The following is a 15102-nucleotide window of genomic DNA, read 5'->3' as shown; positions in this document are numbered from 1 at the left end:
CCTGCCGCTGAGCAGCAGGGCCAAGGCGGAACTGTTATTTAATAGGGAATGTACTCCGCCTCATCCCCCACAACTTTCGCAAACCGCCCTGCCCGCCAGTCATCCTTTGCCTGCTCGATACGCTCCTTACTTGAGGAGACGAAGTTCCACTCGATGAACCGTCTGCCCACAGGTGCACCGCCAATAAGGGCGATGCGGGTGTCTTCCATTGCGGTGATGCGAACCCCCGGCTCCGGGGCCAATACCGCCATGCTGTGGGTTGGCAGCTCCAAACCATGGGCCTTGAGGGACCCGCTCGCCACATAGACTGCCCGCTCAGGGGCATCCGGCAACTCCAGAGTCTGACCTACCTTCAGGGTAGCCTCCAGGTAAAGTGTTTCACTGAAGCTGCGCACCGGTGAGGTCTCGCCATAGGCGGTGCCGATCATCACCCGCACGGGGACACCGTTGATATCAGTCGCCGGGATATCGTCACCGGGGTAATGATGGAACGCCGGGTCGGTTTCCTCGTGTTCCTCCGGCAGAGCCAGCCACAATTGCAGGCCGTGCAGCCGGTGGTCTGTCGCGGTGACCTCAAGGCGTTCCCGTTCGGAATGGGCGATTCCCCGGCCAGCTACCATCAGGTTGATATCACCGGGCCGGATCGGCTGGTAACTGCCCACGGAATCCCGGTGCAGTATCTCGCCCTCGAAGAGGTAGGTCACGGTGGCAATACCGATGTGTGGATGCGGACGAACGTTGATGCCTTCGCCCGCGGGAAAATCCGCCGGCCCCATTTCATCAAAGAAGATCCAGGGGCCGACCATTCTCTGCTTCGCCGTTGGCAGCAGGCGCCGCACCGAGAACCCGCCAAGATCCGCGACCCGGGGGCTCAGGATCTTCTGGATGGCGCTGCATGGCGCTTCGATGGCATCGCATTGCTGCTCTGCGTACTTCAGGGTGTTACTCATGGCACCGCTCCGATGGGCTTGTTTTACTGATGTTGACTCACTGGAGGAGCATGCGGAATCCGTCACGCTGACTTCTCCTTTGTGATAATGGCGATCCCCAGGGTGAATCCCATAAGCTTAAACGATCGATGACACACATCAACTCGATGTCAGTTAGCAAAAAACGGTAATCTGTTACCTCAATCCCCAAGACAGGAGGCCCCGGCGTGTCCGATTCCGAACAGTTCGCCAGCGATAACTACAGTGGTGTCTGCCCCCAGGCCTGGGCTGCCATGGAGCAGGCAAACCGGATGGACGAACCCGCTTACGGGGAGGACAGCTGGACCCAGAAAGCCGCGGACGGCCTGCGTACGCTGTTCGATACCGACTGCGATGTGTATTTCGTGTTCAACGGCACCGCCGCCAACTCCCTGGCCCTGGCCTCCATCGGGCAGTCCTTCCACAGTGTGATCTGCCACGAGCTGGCGCACATCGAAACCGACGAATGCGGCGGCCCGGAATACGCCTCCAACGGTGCCAAACTGCTGCTCGGCGAGGGGTCGGATGGCAAGCTCACGCCGGAAAGCATCGAGCATCTGGTGACCAAGCGCACGGACATCCACTACCCCAAGCCCAAGGCCCTGAGCCTGACCCAGGCCACGGAAGTGGGTACGGTCTATACCCCGGAGGAACTGAAAGCCATCCGGGCCGTGGCAGACAAGCACCGGCTGAACATCCACATGGATGGTGCCCGCTTCGCCAATGCCGTGGCTGCGCTGGATGTGCACCCTTCCGAGATCACCTGGAAAGCCGGCGTGGATGTGTTGTGCTTCTCCGGCACCAAAAACGGGCTGGCCCTCGGTGAAGCCGTGGTGTTCTTCAACCGGGACCTGGCCGAGGACTTCGAGTGGCGTTGCAAGCAGGCCGGGCAGCTGGCCTCCAAGATGCGATATATTTCCGCGCCGTGGTGCGGGCTGCTGGAGAACCAGGTCTGGCTGGCCAACGCCCGCCACGCCAATGCCTGCGCCGCGCGACTGGAAAAGGGGCTGGCCGGGTTGCCGGGGGTGAGCCTGCGCTACCCGAGACAGGTCAACGGCGTATTCGTGGAGATGCCGGAACCGGTCCAGGCCGCACTGCGGGCGAAGGGCTGGCGCTTCTACAATTTCATCGGCGGCTGTGCCCGGCTGATGTGCTCCTGGTCCACCAGCGAAGCCCAGGTGGATCGTTTCCTCGCTGATCTTCGGGAATTGGTGGCCTGATTACGGCCATTCCGCCCGTTTGACCAGAAATTGAATGAATCTGGAGAACTTGTCTTGAACGTTCAGGACCGTTTTGTTGATGTTCCCGGGGGCGAATTGTTCGTTCGCTCCTGGACCCCCGCCGGAGCCGAAGACCGTGCGCCCATTGTGTTGTTTCACGACTCCCTGGGTAGTGTGAAGCTCTGGCGGGATTTTCCCGAGGCGTTGGCGCGCCGGCTGGAACGGCCGGTGATTGCCTATGATCGCCTGGGTTTCGGCCAGTCTTCCCCCCGTGAAGGGCTGCCTTCCCAACGCTTTATCGAAGAAGAGGCGGAGATCTATTTTCCGGCGCTGTGGGAAGCCCTGGGCTTTACCAGGTTCCTGCTGTTCGGCCACAGCGTCGGCGGCGCCATGGCGATCATCATTGCCGCCCGGTTTGCTGAGGACTGCGAACTGGTAATCACCGAAGCCTCCCAGGCCTTTGTGGAAGACCACACCCTGGACGGCATTCGGGCCGCCAAGGTCCAGTTCCAGAAACCCGACCAAATGGACAAGCTGGCTCGCTATCATGGCGACAAGGCCCGCTGGGTATTGGAGGCATGGACCGAAGTCTGGCTGGACCCGAGCTTCCACCACTGGAACCTGGAGCCTTTCCTGCAGCAGGTGCACTGCCCCGTGCTGGCCCTTCATGGTGACCACGATGAGTTCGGTACCCTGGAGTTTCCCCGGCGCATTGCCGAGGGGGTTCAGGGGCCCTCCGCCCAAGGCATCCTCGAGAACTGCGGCCATGTTCCCCATCGGGAGCAGCAGCCACATGTCCTGGATACCGTCGAGGCCTTCCTCGCAGAGCATCCGGGTCAATAATCGGAAACTGGCGCCGCCCAGCGGCGTGATGCCCGCTCAGGCGGGCCTGGTTGCCTGCAGCGCCAGGTTCCGCACCCGTTCGAAGTCCTCGTCGCTGAACACACCGTTGACACCGGAAATGGCTGCCAGCTCCATACCGTGGGCGAGGCCGAGCTTGTAGATTTCCCGCACCTTTTCCCACTCGATGTTGCGGCCAAGGGTGAAGTTCTCGAACCGAGCGGCCAGGGTCAGCACGATGGTTTCCGCCAGGCAGGCGTAGGCGATGCCTTTCGGCAAACCGATGTCTTTCATCCGCACGTCACCGGGCAGCTTGATCTCCCCGGATTCGATGACCAGGACATCCGGGCGCCTGGCAACATCTTCTGCCGGGATATCCAGCGGGCGGGCGACGTCGGTGATCACACAACCAGGCTTCACTTTCATGATATCCAGCACCCGTTTACCGGCACCGGAGGTGGCGGTTACCACCATATCCATGGCAGCCAGATCCTTGTCTGCCGCAGCGGAAAGGTGGACCACAGCGCCCGGGGTTTCTTTTTCGATGCTTTCCTTGAGGGCCAGTAACTTGGCCGCCTCAGGGGACACCAGGTACAGCTCGTCCACCGCTTTCGCCAGCAGCCGCGCACAGACCGATCCGATGGCACCGGTGGCCCCAACTACCATAGCCTTGCCCTGCATCTTGCCGCTGGGACCGATCTGCACCAGCCCCAGTTTCTTCATGGCATCGTGGGCCGCCCAGAGCGCCCCGGAGGCGCTGTAGCTGTTGCCGGTAGTGATGGGCAACGGAGCCCGCTTGGCCACGGTGATGCCGGCGTCCCCCACCACTTTGGTAAAGGCACCCAGCCCCATGATCTGGGCCCCCAGTTTCTTTGCCAGGTCGGCCGCCGCCAGCAGCCGCTTGTAGGTAAATTCCGGGCCATGAGCCATGATCTCGCGGGGAGTCCCGCCCACGGTTATCAGCCAGCCCTCGGCTTCATCACCGGTCGGTGACTGGATACCGCTGACTTTCGTGTAGATAAACGGCGGCGTGTAGGCGATGGCCTTTTCCACAAAGTTCATTACCGCCGGCGGCGATACGCTGGCAACCCAGTCCAGCGGTGGCGTCTTGGTCAGATATTGCTGGGACAACGGGTGGATCACAAACGCGAACCGGTTGATTCGACGGTAACCAGAGGGATACAGGATGCGGGGCTCCAGTCCCAGGGTGGCGATCACCTCCAGATAATCATCCGCTCCCAGTTGCTCCGGGGTGCGCGACAAAGCCGCGCTGATCATCGCTTCAAGCACATTCACGCCTACCGGGCGACCCGCCAGCCAGGGGCTGTAATCCACCACCATAGCCACCCGCAGTGCCTTGAGCCTGTCGAGAGACTCATCGGTAACCCGTGAGGTAATCAGGGTTTTGCCGTCCAGCTCTGCCACTCCAAGGCCTTCCAGCTCATCCATGGTAGCGACGATGACGTGGGCCTCACGTACCGCCTTATGCAGGGAGCCCTCGGTGAGCCGTTCACCCAGCCGGCCGACCGGATTGGCCATCAGGGTATCCAGCACCCGGCCGGTATAACTGTTTGCCAGCACCGACGCGGTCAGGGCGGTATAGCGCTCCAGCTGGTCAAGGGAGGTCAGCAGCCGGGGTATACCAAAATCCCGGTAGGGATCGGCAAACAACAGGTTTCCGGTATGTTCAGACAGTGCAGTAGCTACCCGGTACCCTGCTTTGCCGTTGAAGAAGAGCACGCGGGCATTATCAAAGAAATGGCCGAGTTCGGTCTGGGTATGGCGGATCGCCCACTCCTGCAGAATCCGTCGCAGACTGGCGCCGGTGGTCACGGGTCGGTCCGGTACGCAGGCTTCCAGCATCGCGGTGTCGGGGTCATCAACCCGCCGGTCACCCACCTGGTAATGGTCCGGCACCATACTGAGACCGATGGCATCGGCCTGTGGCCGGACCGACTCCAGTACCGCAGCCGCGTGGTCCAGGCTGCCATCGGCCCCCACCCTGATAACGCGGAAGGTCTGGCCCAGCAGCTCGGCCTCAATATCGTAGTCGTACTGGGACGATCCGAGGCTGACACTGACGACAGTTTTCATGATGTCTGGCTCCCTTGCGTTATTCTCCCGACAGTAAGCCATGACCCGGGCCCTGGTGTCTTTACCCAGATCAAGTTTCTTTCAGCATCTATACTGGAGTAACACAACGACACACGGTCGCCTCGGCGAGCGAGGCGCCACGAACCTGTCCGGCCAACAAGGAGCAGATTATGGAAATCAGGGACGCACTGGAAAGAACCATCGCCGAGGTGGTCCAGGAAGGCAAAGGGATTCTGGCGGCCGATGAGAGTGCCCCGACCATCGCCAAGCGCTTCAAGGCCATCGGGGTGACTTCGACCGAAGAGACTCGGCGGCAGTATCGTAGCCTGATTCTGTCCACCGAAGGCCTGGGGGAATTCATCAGCGGGGTGATACTGTTCGAGGAAACCCTCGGCCAGCATGGTGATGACGGCACACTGCTTCCGGCACTGGCCGCGGCCCGGGGCATTGTACCTGGCATCAAGGTGGACAAGGGCAAGATTCCCCTGGCCAACGCCCCCGGTGACGAGATCACCCAGGGCCTGGACGGTCTCGCTGAGCGCCTGGAAGGGTATCAGCAACAGGGAGCCAGGTTCGCCAAGTGGCGGGATGTGTACCATATCGGCCACCACAATCCGGGCCGTCTGGCGATCAAGACCAACTCCGAGGTACTGGCCCGCTACGCGGCCATCTGCCAGTCCCTCGGAGTAGTGCCGATTGTCGAGCCGGAGGTACTGATTGACGGCGACCACGCCATGGAACGATGCGCCGAGGTCTGCGAGGCGGTCTTGCACGATGTGTTCCATGCCCTGCACCGCCACCGGGTACAACTCGAATACATGATCCTCAAGCCCAGCATGGTGACGCCCGGCAAGGAGTCCGCTCAGCAGGCTACACCCGAACAGGTGGCCGAAGCCACCATCTCGGTGTTCCGCCGCACAGTGCCGGCGGCGGTGCCCGGGATCAATTTCCTGTCGGGAGGGCAGACGCCGGAGGAGGCCACTGCCAACCTCAACGCCATAAATTCCCTGGGCTGGCAGCCCTGGGAGCTGAGCTTCTCCTACGGCCGCGCACTCCAGGAACCGGCCCAGAAAGCCTGGGCGGGCGAGCCGGCCAACCTGATAGCAGCCCAGCAGGCCCTACTGAAACGCGCCCGGCTGAACGCGGCAGCCCAGCGCGGCCAGTACGACCCATCCATGGAATAACCGCGCCGGCCAACCAGGACCCGCTGCGCCCTGGCGCGGCAGCTCAGCAGCTCTCGATGCAGCTGCCGTTGCCGTCAAACGTCAGGGTCTTGCCACTCAGCGGGACGTGGACCGGAACCTTGCTCAGATCGATAAAGGTGCCGGTCCGGGTTCCGGCACGCACCGCGCCACCTTCTGTTGCGGCCTCGTTGGCGTGGGAGGCGATGACCGCTTTCGGCCGAATCATCTCATTCACCACATAGGCGGCCTCTTTCGGGCCGGTGGTGAAGGTGTCGCCGATATTCATCACCACCAGCTCGGCACCATAATGCTCTGCCACCACCTGCTTCTGCTCGGCGGTGATCCCGGTATCCCCGGACAGGTAGGCCACCAGGCCGTTACTGAAGGTGATCACGTAGCCGGTGGGCGGACCCGCGTAGGCAGCCACACCGGCAGCCTTCAGGTAATCCGCCAGCGGACCGCTCAGAAAGCTCGGGGAAATCCCGTTGCTGTGCACCGCCGGCACGGTGGTGATGGCCACCCCGTTAATGACCCGCTCGCCACCAAAACGCACCAGCAGGGAGTCGGCGGGGTCAGCACCAGCCTGCTTCAGTTTGGTGGCAAAGAATGCGGGCATTTCGCTGCCGGTAACGATCTTCGCTTTTTTGACCACCGCGATGTCGATGGTATTGGACTGGGGCAAAGTGACTACCGAGGCCTCCGGGCCATCGCACTTGCCGGCGTTGACCGCGGCAATCCGCCGGTCGCCGACGTGGTCGCCGTGCAGGTGCGACACCAGCACCACATCGACCTTGCCCAGCCGCGGATCATCCGGGCCCGCCACGGTTCTGCCGGCATCGTAGAGAATCCGGGTGCCGTTGGGATCTTCGAAGATCAGCGCCCGGTCCATCATGCAGAACTCACCGTCGTGGCTGCCGAGGGGGGTGACTTTTACCGCGCTTGCGGCGTCCGCAGCCAGCACCGGTGCGGACATTGCGGCGACCGCCAGAGTGGCAGCAAGGCCTTTGCTGAATGGCTTCATGTCAGTTCTCCCTGAATTGTTATTGCTGTTCTGTGGTACTCGGTTCAGTACGAACAGAACGACGGTCTGTACCAGTTTAGACCGCACAGACCGACACAACACGAATACGGGAGAGACTGGGAACGGGGCGGCGTCAGGCTGCTGCAGATGCCGCGACTATCTGGTCGAGGCACGCGAGCATGGGCGCCACCTCACGGTGTTTGCGGGCAGATGGCCACAGCGCCTCTGCCTCGGGGTAACCCTGGCGTAGGTAATTCAGCCATTGTTTGATGCGCCCGGTAACGTACTTGTCTTCCAGCCGCGTCTGCAGGGCCCGGGCATAATGGCGGACCAGTTGCACCACCTCCGGCCAGGTCATATCCGGCACTGACTCACCCCGTTGACTGGCGCGAATCTGCCGCGCCAGATCAGGCCGGGCGATGAGGCCACGGCCAATCATCACGTCGGCACAGCCAGACACTTCACGACAGCGCCAATAGTCTGCAACCGTCCAGATCTCACCATTGGCAATGACATGGCAGCTGACCGCCTCGCGGGCCCTGGCGATCTCTTCCCAGTACGCCGGCGGTTTGTATCCGTCCACCTTGCTGCGGGCATGAATGACGATCTCCCCTGCTCCGGCCGCTTCCAGCGCCTGGGCACAGGCTACGCCCATGGAACGGTCGTCATAACCCAGCCGCATTTTGGCGGTCACCAGCACATCCGTGGGCACCGCCCTGCGCACTGCAGCGGTAATCTCGTACATCAGGTCCGGCTCCCGCATCAGCACACAGCCGCCCTTGTGCTTGTTGACCGTTTTCGCCGGACAACCGAAATTGATGTCCACCTGGGTGGCACCCAGCTCTGCCGCTTTCGCACCATGGCGCCCCATCATCTCAGGGTCCGACCCCAACAGCTGTACGGCGACCGGTGTTCCCACTTCGGTCCGGGCCTGGTTGTGCAGTTCCGGCGCGTATTTATAGAAGATACGCGGCGGCAACATGCCGTGGGTCACGCGAATGAACTCGGTAACACACCGGTCAATCCCCCCGACCTTGGTCAGGGTTTCGCGGATGGGTGCGTCGACCAGCCCTTCCATCGGGGCAAGGATGATTCGCATGGAGGCTCCAGTTACTGGGAAAAATGGATCAGTGATGACTGATCAAAAATCAGGCGGAGCGGATTGTAAGGAATTTGGCGGGAAGTTGGTAGCCGGGCACCCCGTTATGGCAGTGCCCGGCGAAGGGGACAGGTCTTATTTCACGTCGAAGCGGTCGTTGTTCATGACCTTGGTCCAGGCGGCAACGAAATCGTTCACGAACTTCGCCTGGTTATCGTCCTGGGCATACAGCTCCGCGTAGGCCCGCAGGATGGAGTTGGAACCGAACACCAGGTCAACACGGGTCGCGGTGAACTTGGTGTTGCTGCTCTTGCGATCCACGATGTTGTAGGAGTTCTTGCCCGTGGGCTCCCAACGGTTGGCCATGTCGGTGAGGTTCACGAAGAAGTCGTTGGTCAGCTGGCCAACGCGATCGGTGAACACACCGTGCTTGGTGCCACCGTGGTTGGTGCCCAGCACCCGCATACCACCGAGCAGGACGGTCATTTCCGGCGCGGTCAGGCCCATCAGCTGGGCGCGGTCCAGAAGCATCTCTTCCGGCTTGACCACGTAGTCCTTCTTCTGCCAGTTGCGGAAGCCATCAGCCAGCGGCTCCAGTGGCTCGAAGGATTCAGCGTCGGTCATCTCGTCGGTGGCATCGCCACGCCCCTTCAGGAAGGGAACGTGGACGTCATGGCCGGCCGCCTTGGCGGCCTTTTCAATGCCCAGGTTGCCACCCAGCACGATGACGTCTGCAATGCTGGCACCGGTCTCGGCGGAGATCTTCTCGTAGACTTTCAGCACCTTGGCCAGGCGCTCAGGCTCGTTGCCTTCCCAGTCTTTCTGCGGAGCCAGGCGAATGCGGGCGCCGTTGGCACCACCGCGCATATCAGAGCCCCGGTAGGTGCGGGCACTGTCCCAGGCGGTGCAGACCAGTTCGTTGAGACTCAGCCCGGCTTCGTCGATTTTCTCTTTGACCACTTCTTCGATGTAGTTGGTCTCACCCTGCGGTACCGGATCCTGCCAGATCAGGTCTTCGGCCGGCACATCCGGGCCGATATACCGGGACTTCGGCCCCATGTCCCGGTGAGTCAGCTTGAACCAGGCTCGGGCAAAGCAGTCCTTGAAGTATTCGGGATCCTTCATGAACTTTTCACAGATCGGCCGGAAGGCCGGGTGCATCTTCATCGCCATGTCGGCGTCCGTCATGATCGGATTGTGACGGATCGACGGATCGGTGGCATCGACCGGCTTGTGCTCTTCCTTGATGTCGACCGGCTCCCACTGGTTGGCGCCCGCCGGGCTCTTGGTCAGTTTCCACTCATAGCCGAACAGCAGTTCGAAGTAACCCATGTCAAACTGGGTCGGGTTGGTGGTCCAGGCTCCTTCGATACCGGAGGTTATGGCGTTGGCAGCCTTGCCCTGCATGTTGGGATTGATCCAGCCCAAGCCCTGCTCTTCTACGTCCGCAGCTTCAGGCTCGGGCCCAAGAGCGCCGGCATCTCCGTTACCGTGCGTTTTACCAACAGTGTGACCGCCGGCGGTCAGAGCCGCGGTTTCTTCGGCATTCATGGCCATCCGGGCGAAGGTTTCCAGTACCTGGTCACCGGTCTTGATCGGATCCGATTGACCGTTAACACCTTCCGGGTTCACGTAAATCAGACCCATCTGAACGGCCGCCAGCGGGTTTTCCATGGTATCTGGCTTGCCAACGTCCTCATAGCGTGTGTCGGAGGGCGCCAGCCACTCCTTCTCGGATCCCCAGTAAATGTCTTTTTCCGGGTGCCAGATGTCCTCACGGCCGTAAGAGAAGCCGAAGGTCTTGAAGCCCATAGATTCGTAGGCAATATTACCCGCCAGGATAAACAGGTCGGCCCAGCTCACCTTGTTGCCGTACTTTTTCTTCAGCGGCCATAACAGCCGGCGCGCCTTGTCGAGGTTGCCGTTATCGGGCCAGGAGTTCAGTGGGGCGAACCGCTGGTTACCGGTACCGCCGCCACCGCGACCATCGGCCAGACGGTAGGTACCCGCAGCGTGCCAGGCCATCCGGATCATCAGGCCGCCGTAATGGCCCCAGTCCGCCGGCCACCAATCCTGGCTGTTGGTCATCAGCTCGTGCATATCCTTTTCAAGGGCTTCGTAGTCGAGCTTTCTGACCTCTTGCCGGTAGTCGAAGTCTTCGCCCATCGGGTTCGTTTTGCGGTCGTGCTGATGCAGGATGTCGAGGTTCAGGGATGCTGGCCACCAGGCGGTGACGTTGCCCTGGTCCTGAGTGTTGGAGCCGTGCATTACAGGGCACTTGCCCCCACTACTGTTACTCTGCGTCATGCTTATCTCCTTGATTGCACTGTTCTGATAACAACGTTATCGAGACGTTCGTACCACTCAATATAGTTCACAGCCCTGCGGCTGCCCGAAAGTATTTCTACTGCCTGAATAGACTCTGTCTATGGCTGCGCCCGCCCCTGAAATCTCCGCCAGTCCGAGGGCGGAGCTCTCCAGAATTTCCTACTGGGCAATGGCGTAATTGACCGAATAATCAACGAGCACCAGGTATCGATCTCGCCACGCTGATGACCAGTTCCGGATTGCGAATGACATTGTTCGACTCCTTGTCTGCCGCTGTCTTGTTAACCATAGAACAGGCTCTTCGGTTTGTTTAATCAATTAAGAGCAACGAAGTGATATCCAAAACCTATCACAAACCCAATAACAATAGCTTTCCGGGAAGAGGACTGCAGATGGCGGGAAACGACGAAAGTCAGGCCTGAACGGCGGGCGTACCGCTACCCCCACAGGCAGCGGGCATAAAAAAGCCGGGTACGGACTGAGTGTCCGTCCCGGCTTTGCAGGAAGCCTTGCTTTGGCTTAGTTAGCCAGCTCCAGCAGCAGGCGGTTCAGACGACTGACATAGGCGCCCGGATCCTTCAGCTGTTCGCCACTGGCCAGGGTTGCCTGATCCAGCAACACGGCAGACAGCTCACTGAAGCGCTCATCGCGCTGCTCGTTTTCAAGCCGCTGCACCAGTGGATGGTCCACGTTGATCTCGAAGATCGGCTTGCTCTCCGGTACCGGCTGGCCCGCAGCTTCCATGATCTTCTTCATCTGGGCGCCCATATCGAAGTCGCCCACCACCAGGCATGCCGGAGAATCGGTCAGGCGGTTGGTTACGCGCACGTCCTGAACCTTGTCCTCCAGCGCTTTCTTGATCCGCTCAAGCAGCTGCTGATGCTCCTTGGTGGCCTCTTCCTGGTGCTTCTTGTCTTCCTCGGTCTCCACGTCGCCAAGGTCCAGTTCGCCGCGGGCGACGTCCTGGAACTGCTTGCCGTCGTACTCATTGAGGTAGCCCATCATCCACTCGTCGATGCGGTCGGAGAGGATCAGCACTTCAATGCCCTTCTTGCGGAAAACTTCCAGGTGCGGGCTGCTCTTGGCCGCCATGAAGCTGTCTGCGGTGATGTAGTAGATCTTCTTCTGGCCTTCCTTCATCCGGCCGATGTAGTCATCCAGCGCCACGTTCTGGGCAGACTCGCCGGTGTGGGTGGAGGCAAAGCGCAGCAGGCCGGCGATTTTCTCGCGGTTGCTGAAGTCTTCAGCCGGGCCTTCCTTCAGTACGGTGCCAAACTCGCCCCAGAATTTCTGGTATTGCTCCGGCTCTTTCTTGGCCAGCTTGGACAGCATGTCCAGAACCCGCTTGGTGAGTGCGCTGCGGATGCTTTCAACGGTGCTGTCGTTCTGCAGGATTTCCCGCGAAACGTTGAGGGACAGGTCGTTGGAATCGACCACACCCTTGGTGAAGCGCAGGTACAGCGGCAGGAACTGCTCGGCGTCGTCCATGATGAAAACGCGCTGGACGTAAAGCTTCAGGCCACGGGGTGCCTCGCGGTTGTACAGGTCAAACGGGGCGCGGGCCGGGATGTACAGCAGGCTGGTGTAGTCCAGCTTGCCTTCCACCTTGTTGTGGGACCAGGTCAGCGGGTCTTCGAAGTCATGGCCGATGTGCTTGTAGAATTCCTTGTACTCCTCGTCCTTGACCTCTGTACGCGGCAAGGTCCACAGGGCTGTAGCGTCGTTGACGGTTTCGTACTGGCCCTTCTTGTCTTCTTCCTCGGACTCGGTCTTCATCACCACCGGGAAGGAGATGTGGTCGGAGTACTTCTTCACCAGGCTGCGCAGGCGCCAGCCGTCGGCGAATTCTTTTTCTTCCGGCTTCAGGTGCAGGACAATTTCGGTGCCGCGGTTTTCACGGGTAACCGGCTCGATGGTGAATTCACCATCCCCTTTCGATTCCCAGTGCACCCCCTCTTCCGCCGGAGTGCCGGCACGACGGGTGAACACTTCAACCTTGTCCGCCACAATGAACGCGGAGTAGAAACCCACACCAAACTGGCCGATCAGCCGGCTGTCCTTTTTCTCGTCACCGGACAGCTGCTTGAGGAACTCGGCGGTGCCGGATTTCGCGATGGTACCCAGATTCTGGATGACATCCTCGCGGCTCATGCCGATACCGTTGTCGGTGATGGTGACGGTGTTAGCCTCGGCATCGAAATCCAGGCGGATCTTCAGCTCGGAATCGCCCTCATACAGACCGTCGTTCTTCAGGGCGGCAAAGCGCAGCTTGTCTTCGGCATCGGAGGCGTTCGAGATCAGTTCGCGGAGGAAGATCTCCTTGTTGGAATAAAGGGAGTGGATCATCAGGTGAAGCAGTTGCTTCACTTCGGTCTGAAAACCCAGGGTCTCTTTGTTGGTTTCTACCGTCATGACTGTGTTTGTCTCCTGCTATTCAACGTTCCGTGGAGCGATGCGGGCCGGTAGCCTGCACCGCCCGACTCTTGAGTTGGGCTCGGGATCAACTCGAGGTCCGGGCAAGCCGGTGGAGCCGGCCTGCAACGGGACTTGAGATTCTGGAACCAGAGATGGGGCTACGCCGGCGCATTTCAACCCCGGAGACAGCAAAGTCAGTCGTCGAGCAGGAAATGCGCCCGCGCGGTGGCAATGGGCTGGGAACGGGATTTTTGCCAGGCGCTGATCATCACGTTGGCGACCCGGTTGCCCTGGCGGGTCAGGCGGCACTCCGCAAAGGTCTCGCGGTTAAGGCCGGCGCGCAAATAATCCAGGGAGAAGTCGACAATTCGGGGCATTCTGAGCACATCTTGCGACATCATCAGGTAGATCGCTGCAGATAGCTCCATAAAACCGCCAATCACCCCGCCGTGGATGGCCGGCAGTACGGGATTGCCCAGGTTCTGCTCCCGCGCCGGCAGGCGGAAAATCAGGTCGTCTCCGAAGCGGTCACACTCGATGCCAATCCAGCGGGCGTAGGGAATGCTCTCCAGCATGCGGGAGAAGTCGCCGGTTTCCTGCGTATAGCGGAGGATTTCTACCGTCGTCATGCCTCACCTCCGGTAATCGAATCACGATAGGACTTCGGCAGCGCTTCCTTGCCGATCCGCATGAACGTGGCCACGCAGTTGGCAATGGTCTCACCCTCTTCCTGGTAGGCTTCACAGCGGGTAAAGATAATGTTGCGGGTTACCCGGTAGGTTTCGGCTCGGGCGTAAACCGGCTTGTTCGGTTCTGCCGGGCGCATGTAGTCCACCCGCAGATCCAGGGTCGGGCACAATTCGAAGTCGTCCAGGGCACAAATGATGACGCACCCGGAGGTGGTGTCCATCAACGTCGTGATGGCGCCGCCATGAATTACCCCGGTTTCCGGGTCACCGATAATCTGTTCGCTGTAGGGCAGGCACAGGGTCAGGGTGCCCTCTGCCGCCTCTTCTACTGTCAGGCCAAGTTCCCGGGCCTGGTTAAGCGTTGCAATGAACCGGCTAACCCGGTCTCTGCGGATGGCATCCGTCATTGATTGAATCTCGATCTGTCTTTAGGGGGAAGTTTACATGGAGCGCTGCGTGACGCCCGGCACCGGGAGGCTGTCAGCCGTCACTGCGGGCGGCAGGTTCGTCAAACACCTTGCCGGATCGCAAGGCGACCAGGGCGTCGGAGCAGAATTCCCGACGATAGAGTACGACAACCACCAGGGTGGACGCCGCGATGAACACCAGGGGGTGGAAAAACCAGGCCACCACGGCCAGGGCGTAATAAAACGAGCGCAACCCCAGGTTGAAGGCGTCGCCGGCCAGGTTACAGACGGTGCCGGCACTGCGGGCAAAGGCTTCGCGGCCCGCCGGGCTTACCTTGGTATCCTCCGGAGCCGGAGCGCTGCCCACCATCACCGACACAAAGTTGTACATGCGCATGGACCAGGTGAACTTGAAGAACGCGTAGACAAACACCACCAGCAACACCACCAGCCGCAATTCCCAGATCTCCCGGCTGGGTACCTCGCTGAATGGCAGGGTGGCGAACACCTCCATCACTTCGGTGGTGTAGCCCAGCGCGGTGATGATACCTGCGAGGATCAGCAGGCAACTGGAGGCAAAGAATGCTCCGTTACGCTCCAGGTTTCCAACCACTGCGGTGTCGGACATACGGTTGTCCCGCCGCAACATGACCCGCATCCAGTCTTCCCGGTACATGTCGAGGGTGTTGGACAAACAGGCGCGGTCCGATGCCCGTCGCTTGGAATATTCGGTGTAACCCAGCCAGCAGATAAAAAACCAGAGCAACGCCAGAAATTCGAGGAGATTACCCATTGAAGGCCTTCGAATACGGGAATGAATTCGGGAAGAGTTGGCAA

The 15102-nt window shown here is 60.5% G+C and carries 12 protein-coding genes; 3 read left to right on the top strand and 9 right to left on the bottom strand.

The annotated features are described in order from the left end of the window. Nucleotides 1-38: 38 nt before the first annotated feature. Nucleotides 39-950 carry a pirin family protein gene (locus CLH61_RS01835; protein ID WP_099612993.1) on the bottom strand — a complete coding sequence of 304 codons (912 nt, stop codon included), beginning with the start codon at nucleotides 948-950 and terminating at the stop codon, nucleotides 39-41. A gap of 206 nt (nucleotides 951-1156) precedes the next feature. Between CLH61_RS01835 and CLH61_RS01830 the strand changes: the two genes are divergently transcribed. After that, the gene (locus CLH61_RS01830; protein ID WP_099612992.1) at nucleotides 1157-2188 is read left to right on the top strand and encodes a threonine aldolase family protein; all 1032 of its coding nucleotides are present in this window, start codon (nucleotides 1157-1159) and stop codon (nucleotides 2186-2188) included. A gap of 54 nt (nucleotides 2189-2242) precedes the next feature. Then, nucleotides 2243-3031, top strand: coding sequence for an alpha/beta fold hydrolase (locus tag CLH61_RS01825; RefSeq protein WP_099612991.1), 789 nt, complete (start codon nucleotides 2243-2245; stop codon nucleotides 3029-3031). Nucleotides 3032-3067: 36 nt separating this feature from the next. On the opposite strand, the gene CLH61_RS01820 is transcribed toward CLH61_RS01825, so the two are convergent. Beyond that, a complete protein-coding gene (locus CLH61_RS01820; RefSeq protein WP_099612990.1) occupies nucleotides 3068-5122 on the bottom strand; it encodes a dehydrogenase in 2055 nt (684 codons plus the stop codon). A gap of 170 nt (nucleotides 5123-5292) precedes the next feature. Here CLH61_RS01820 and CLH61_RS01815 point away from each other — a divergent pair, with 170 nt between their 5' ends. Beyond that, on the top strand, nucleotides 5293-6306 hold the full coding sequence (locus CLH61_RS01815) for a class I fructose-bisphosphate aldolase (protein WP_099612989.1): 1014 nt from the start codon (nucleotides 5293-5295) through the stop codon (nucleotides 6304-6306). Between the two features lie 43 nt (nucleotides 6307-6349). Here the strand turns inward: CLH61_RS01815 and CLH61_RS01810 are convergent, their stop codons facing one another. From CLH61_RS01810 to CLH61_RS01780, 7 genes are all read right to left on the bottom strand, one after another. Beyond that, the gene (locus tag CLH61_RS01810) at nucleotides 6350-7327 is read right to left on the bottom strand and encodes an MBL fold metallo-hydrolase (RefSeq protein WP_099612988.1); all 978 of its coding nucleotides are present in this window, start codon (nucleotides 7325-7327) and stop codon (nucleotides 6350-6352) included. A gap of 133 nt (nucleotides 7328-7460) precedes the next feature. Beyond that, nucleotides 7461-8426, bottom strand: a complete 966-nt coding sequence (locus CLH61_RS01805) for a tRNA dihydrouridine synthase (RefSeq protein ID WP_099612987.1) — start codon at nucleotides 8424-8426, stop codon at nucleotides 7461-7463. Between the two features lie 135 nt (nucleotides 8427-8561). After that, complete coding sequence (katG, locus tag CLH61_RS01800; protein WP_099612986.1) at nucleotides 8562-10733, bottom strand: catalase/peroxidase HPI; 2172 nt, start codon at nucleotides 10731-10733, stop codon at nucleotides 8562-8564. A gap of 540 nt (nucleotides 10734-11273) precedes the next feature. Beyond that, nucleotides 11274-13166: a molecular chaperone HtpG gene (htpG, locus tag CLH61_RS01795; RefSeq protein WP_099612985.1), complete on the bottom strand. Its 1893-nt coding sequence runs from the start codon at nucleotides 13164-13166 to the stop codon at nucleotides 11274-11276. Nucleotides 13167-13363: 197 nt separating this feature from the next. Then, nucleotides 13364-13798 carry a PaaI family thioesterase gene (locus CLH61_RS01790; RefSeq protein WP_099612984.1) on the bottom strand — a complete coding sequence of 145 codons (435 nt, stop codon included), beginning with the start codon at nucleotides 13796-13798 and terminating at the stop codon, nucleotides 13364-13366. Beyond that, nucleotides 13795-14265 carry a PaaI family thioesterase gene (locus tag CLH61_RS01785; protein WP_099612983.1) on the bottom strand — a complete coding sequence of 157 codons (471 nt, stop codon included), beginning with the start codon at nucleotides 14263-14265 and terminating at the stop codon, nucleotides 13795-13797. The genes CLH61_RS01790 and CLH61_RS01785 overlap by 4 nt, the downstream gene beginning before the upstream one ends. Nucleotides 14266-14338: 73 nt before the next feature. After that, nucleotides 14339-15058 (bottom strand): DUF599 domain-containing protein, encoded by a 720-nt coding sequence (locus tag CLH61_RS01780; RefSeq protein ID WP_099612982.1) that lies wholly within the window; start codon nucleotides 15056-15058, stop codon nucleotides 14339-14341. Between the last annotated feature and the right edge of the window lie 44 nt (nucleotides 15059-15102).

It is taken from the genome of Marinobacter profundi, assembly GCF_002744715.1.
Classification (GTDB): Bacteria; Pseudomonadota; Gammaproteobacteria; order Pseudomonadales; family Oleiphilaceae; genus Marinobacter; species Marinobacter profundi.
Note: the sequence above shows the minus strand (reverse complement) of the source record. Positions and strands in the feature narration are given on the sequence as shown.

Excerpts from the sequence above, each read along its gene's own strand:
- CLH61_RS01785 (WP_099612983.1), bottom strand. The coding sequence starts at position 14,265 with ATGACGGATGCCATCCGCAGAGACCGGGTTAGCCGGTTCATTGCAACG.
- katG (WP_099612986.1), bottom strand. The coding sequence starts at position 10,733 with ATGACGCAGAGTAACAGTAGTGGGGGCAAGTGCCCTGTAATGCACGGC.
- CLH61_RS01835 (WP_099612993.1), bottom strand. The coding sequence starts at position 950 with ATGAGTAACACCCTGAAGTACGCAGAGCAGCAATGCGATGCCATCGAA.
- CLH61_RS01790 (WP_099612984.1), bottom strand. The coding sequence starts at position 13,798 with ATGACGACGGTAGAAATCCTCCGCTATACGCAGGAAACCGGCGACTTC.
- CLH61_RS01805 (WP_099612987.1), bottom strand. The coding sequence starts at position 8,426 with ATGCGAATCATCCTTGCCCCGATGGAAGGGCTGGTCGACGCACCCATC.
- CLH61_RS01780 (WP_099612982.1), bottom strand. The coding sequence starts at position 15,058 with ATGGGTAATCTCCTCGAATTTCTGGCGTTGCTCTGGTTTTTTATCTGC.
- CLH61_RS01810 (WP_099612988.1), bottom strand. The coding sequence starts at position 7,327 with ATGAAGCCATTCAGCAAAGGCCTTGCTGCCACTCTGGCGGTCGCCGCA.
- CLH61_RS01820 (WP_099612990.1), bottom strand. The coding sequence starts at position 5,122 with ATGAAAACTGTCGTCAGTGTCAGCCTCGGATCGTCCCAGTACGACTAC.
- htpG (WP_099612985.1), bottom strand. The coding sequence starts at position 13,166 with ATGACGGTAGAAACCAACAAAGAGACCCTGGGTTTTCAGACCGAAGTG.
- CLH61_RS01815 (WP_099612989.1), top strand. The coding sequence starts at position 5,293 with ATGGAAATCAGGGACGCACTGGAAAGAACCATCGCCGAGGTGGTCCAG.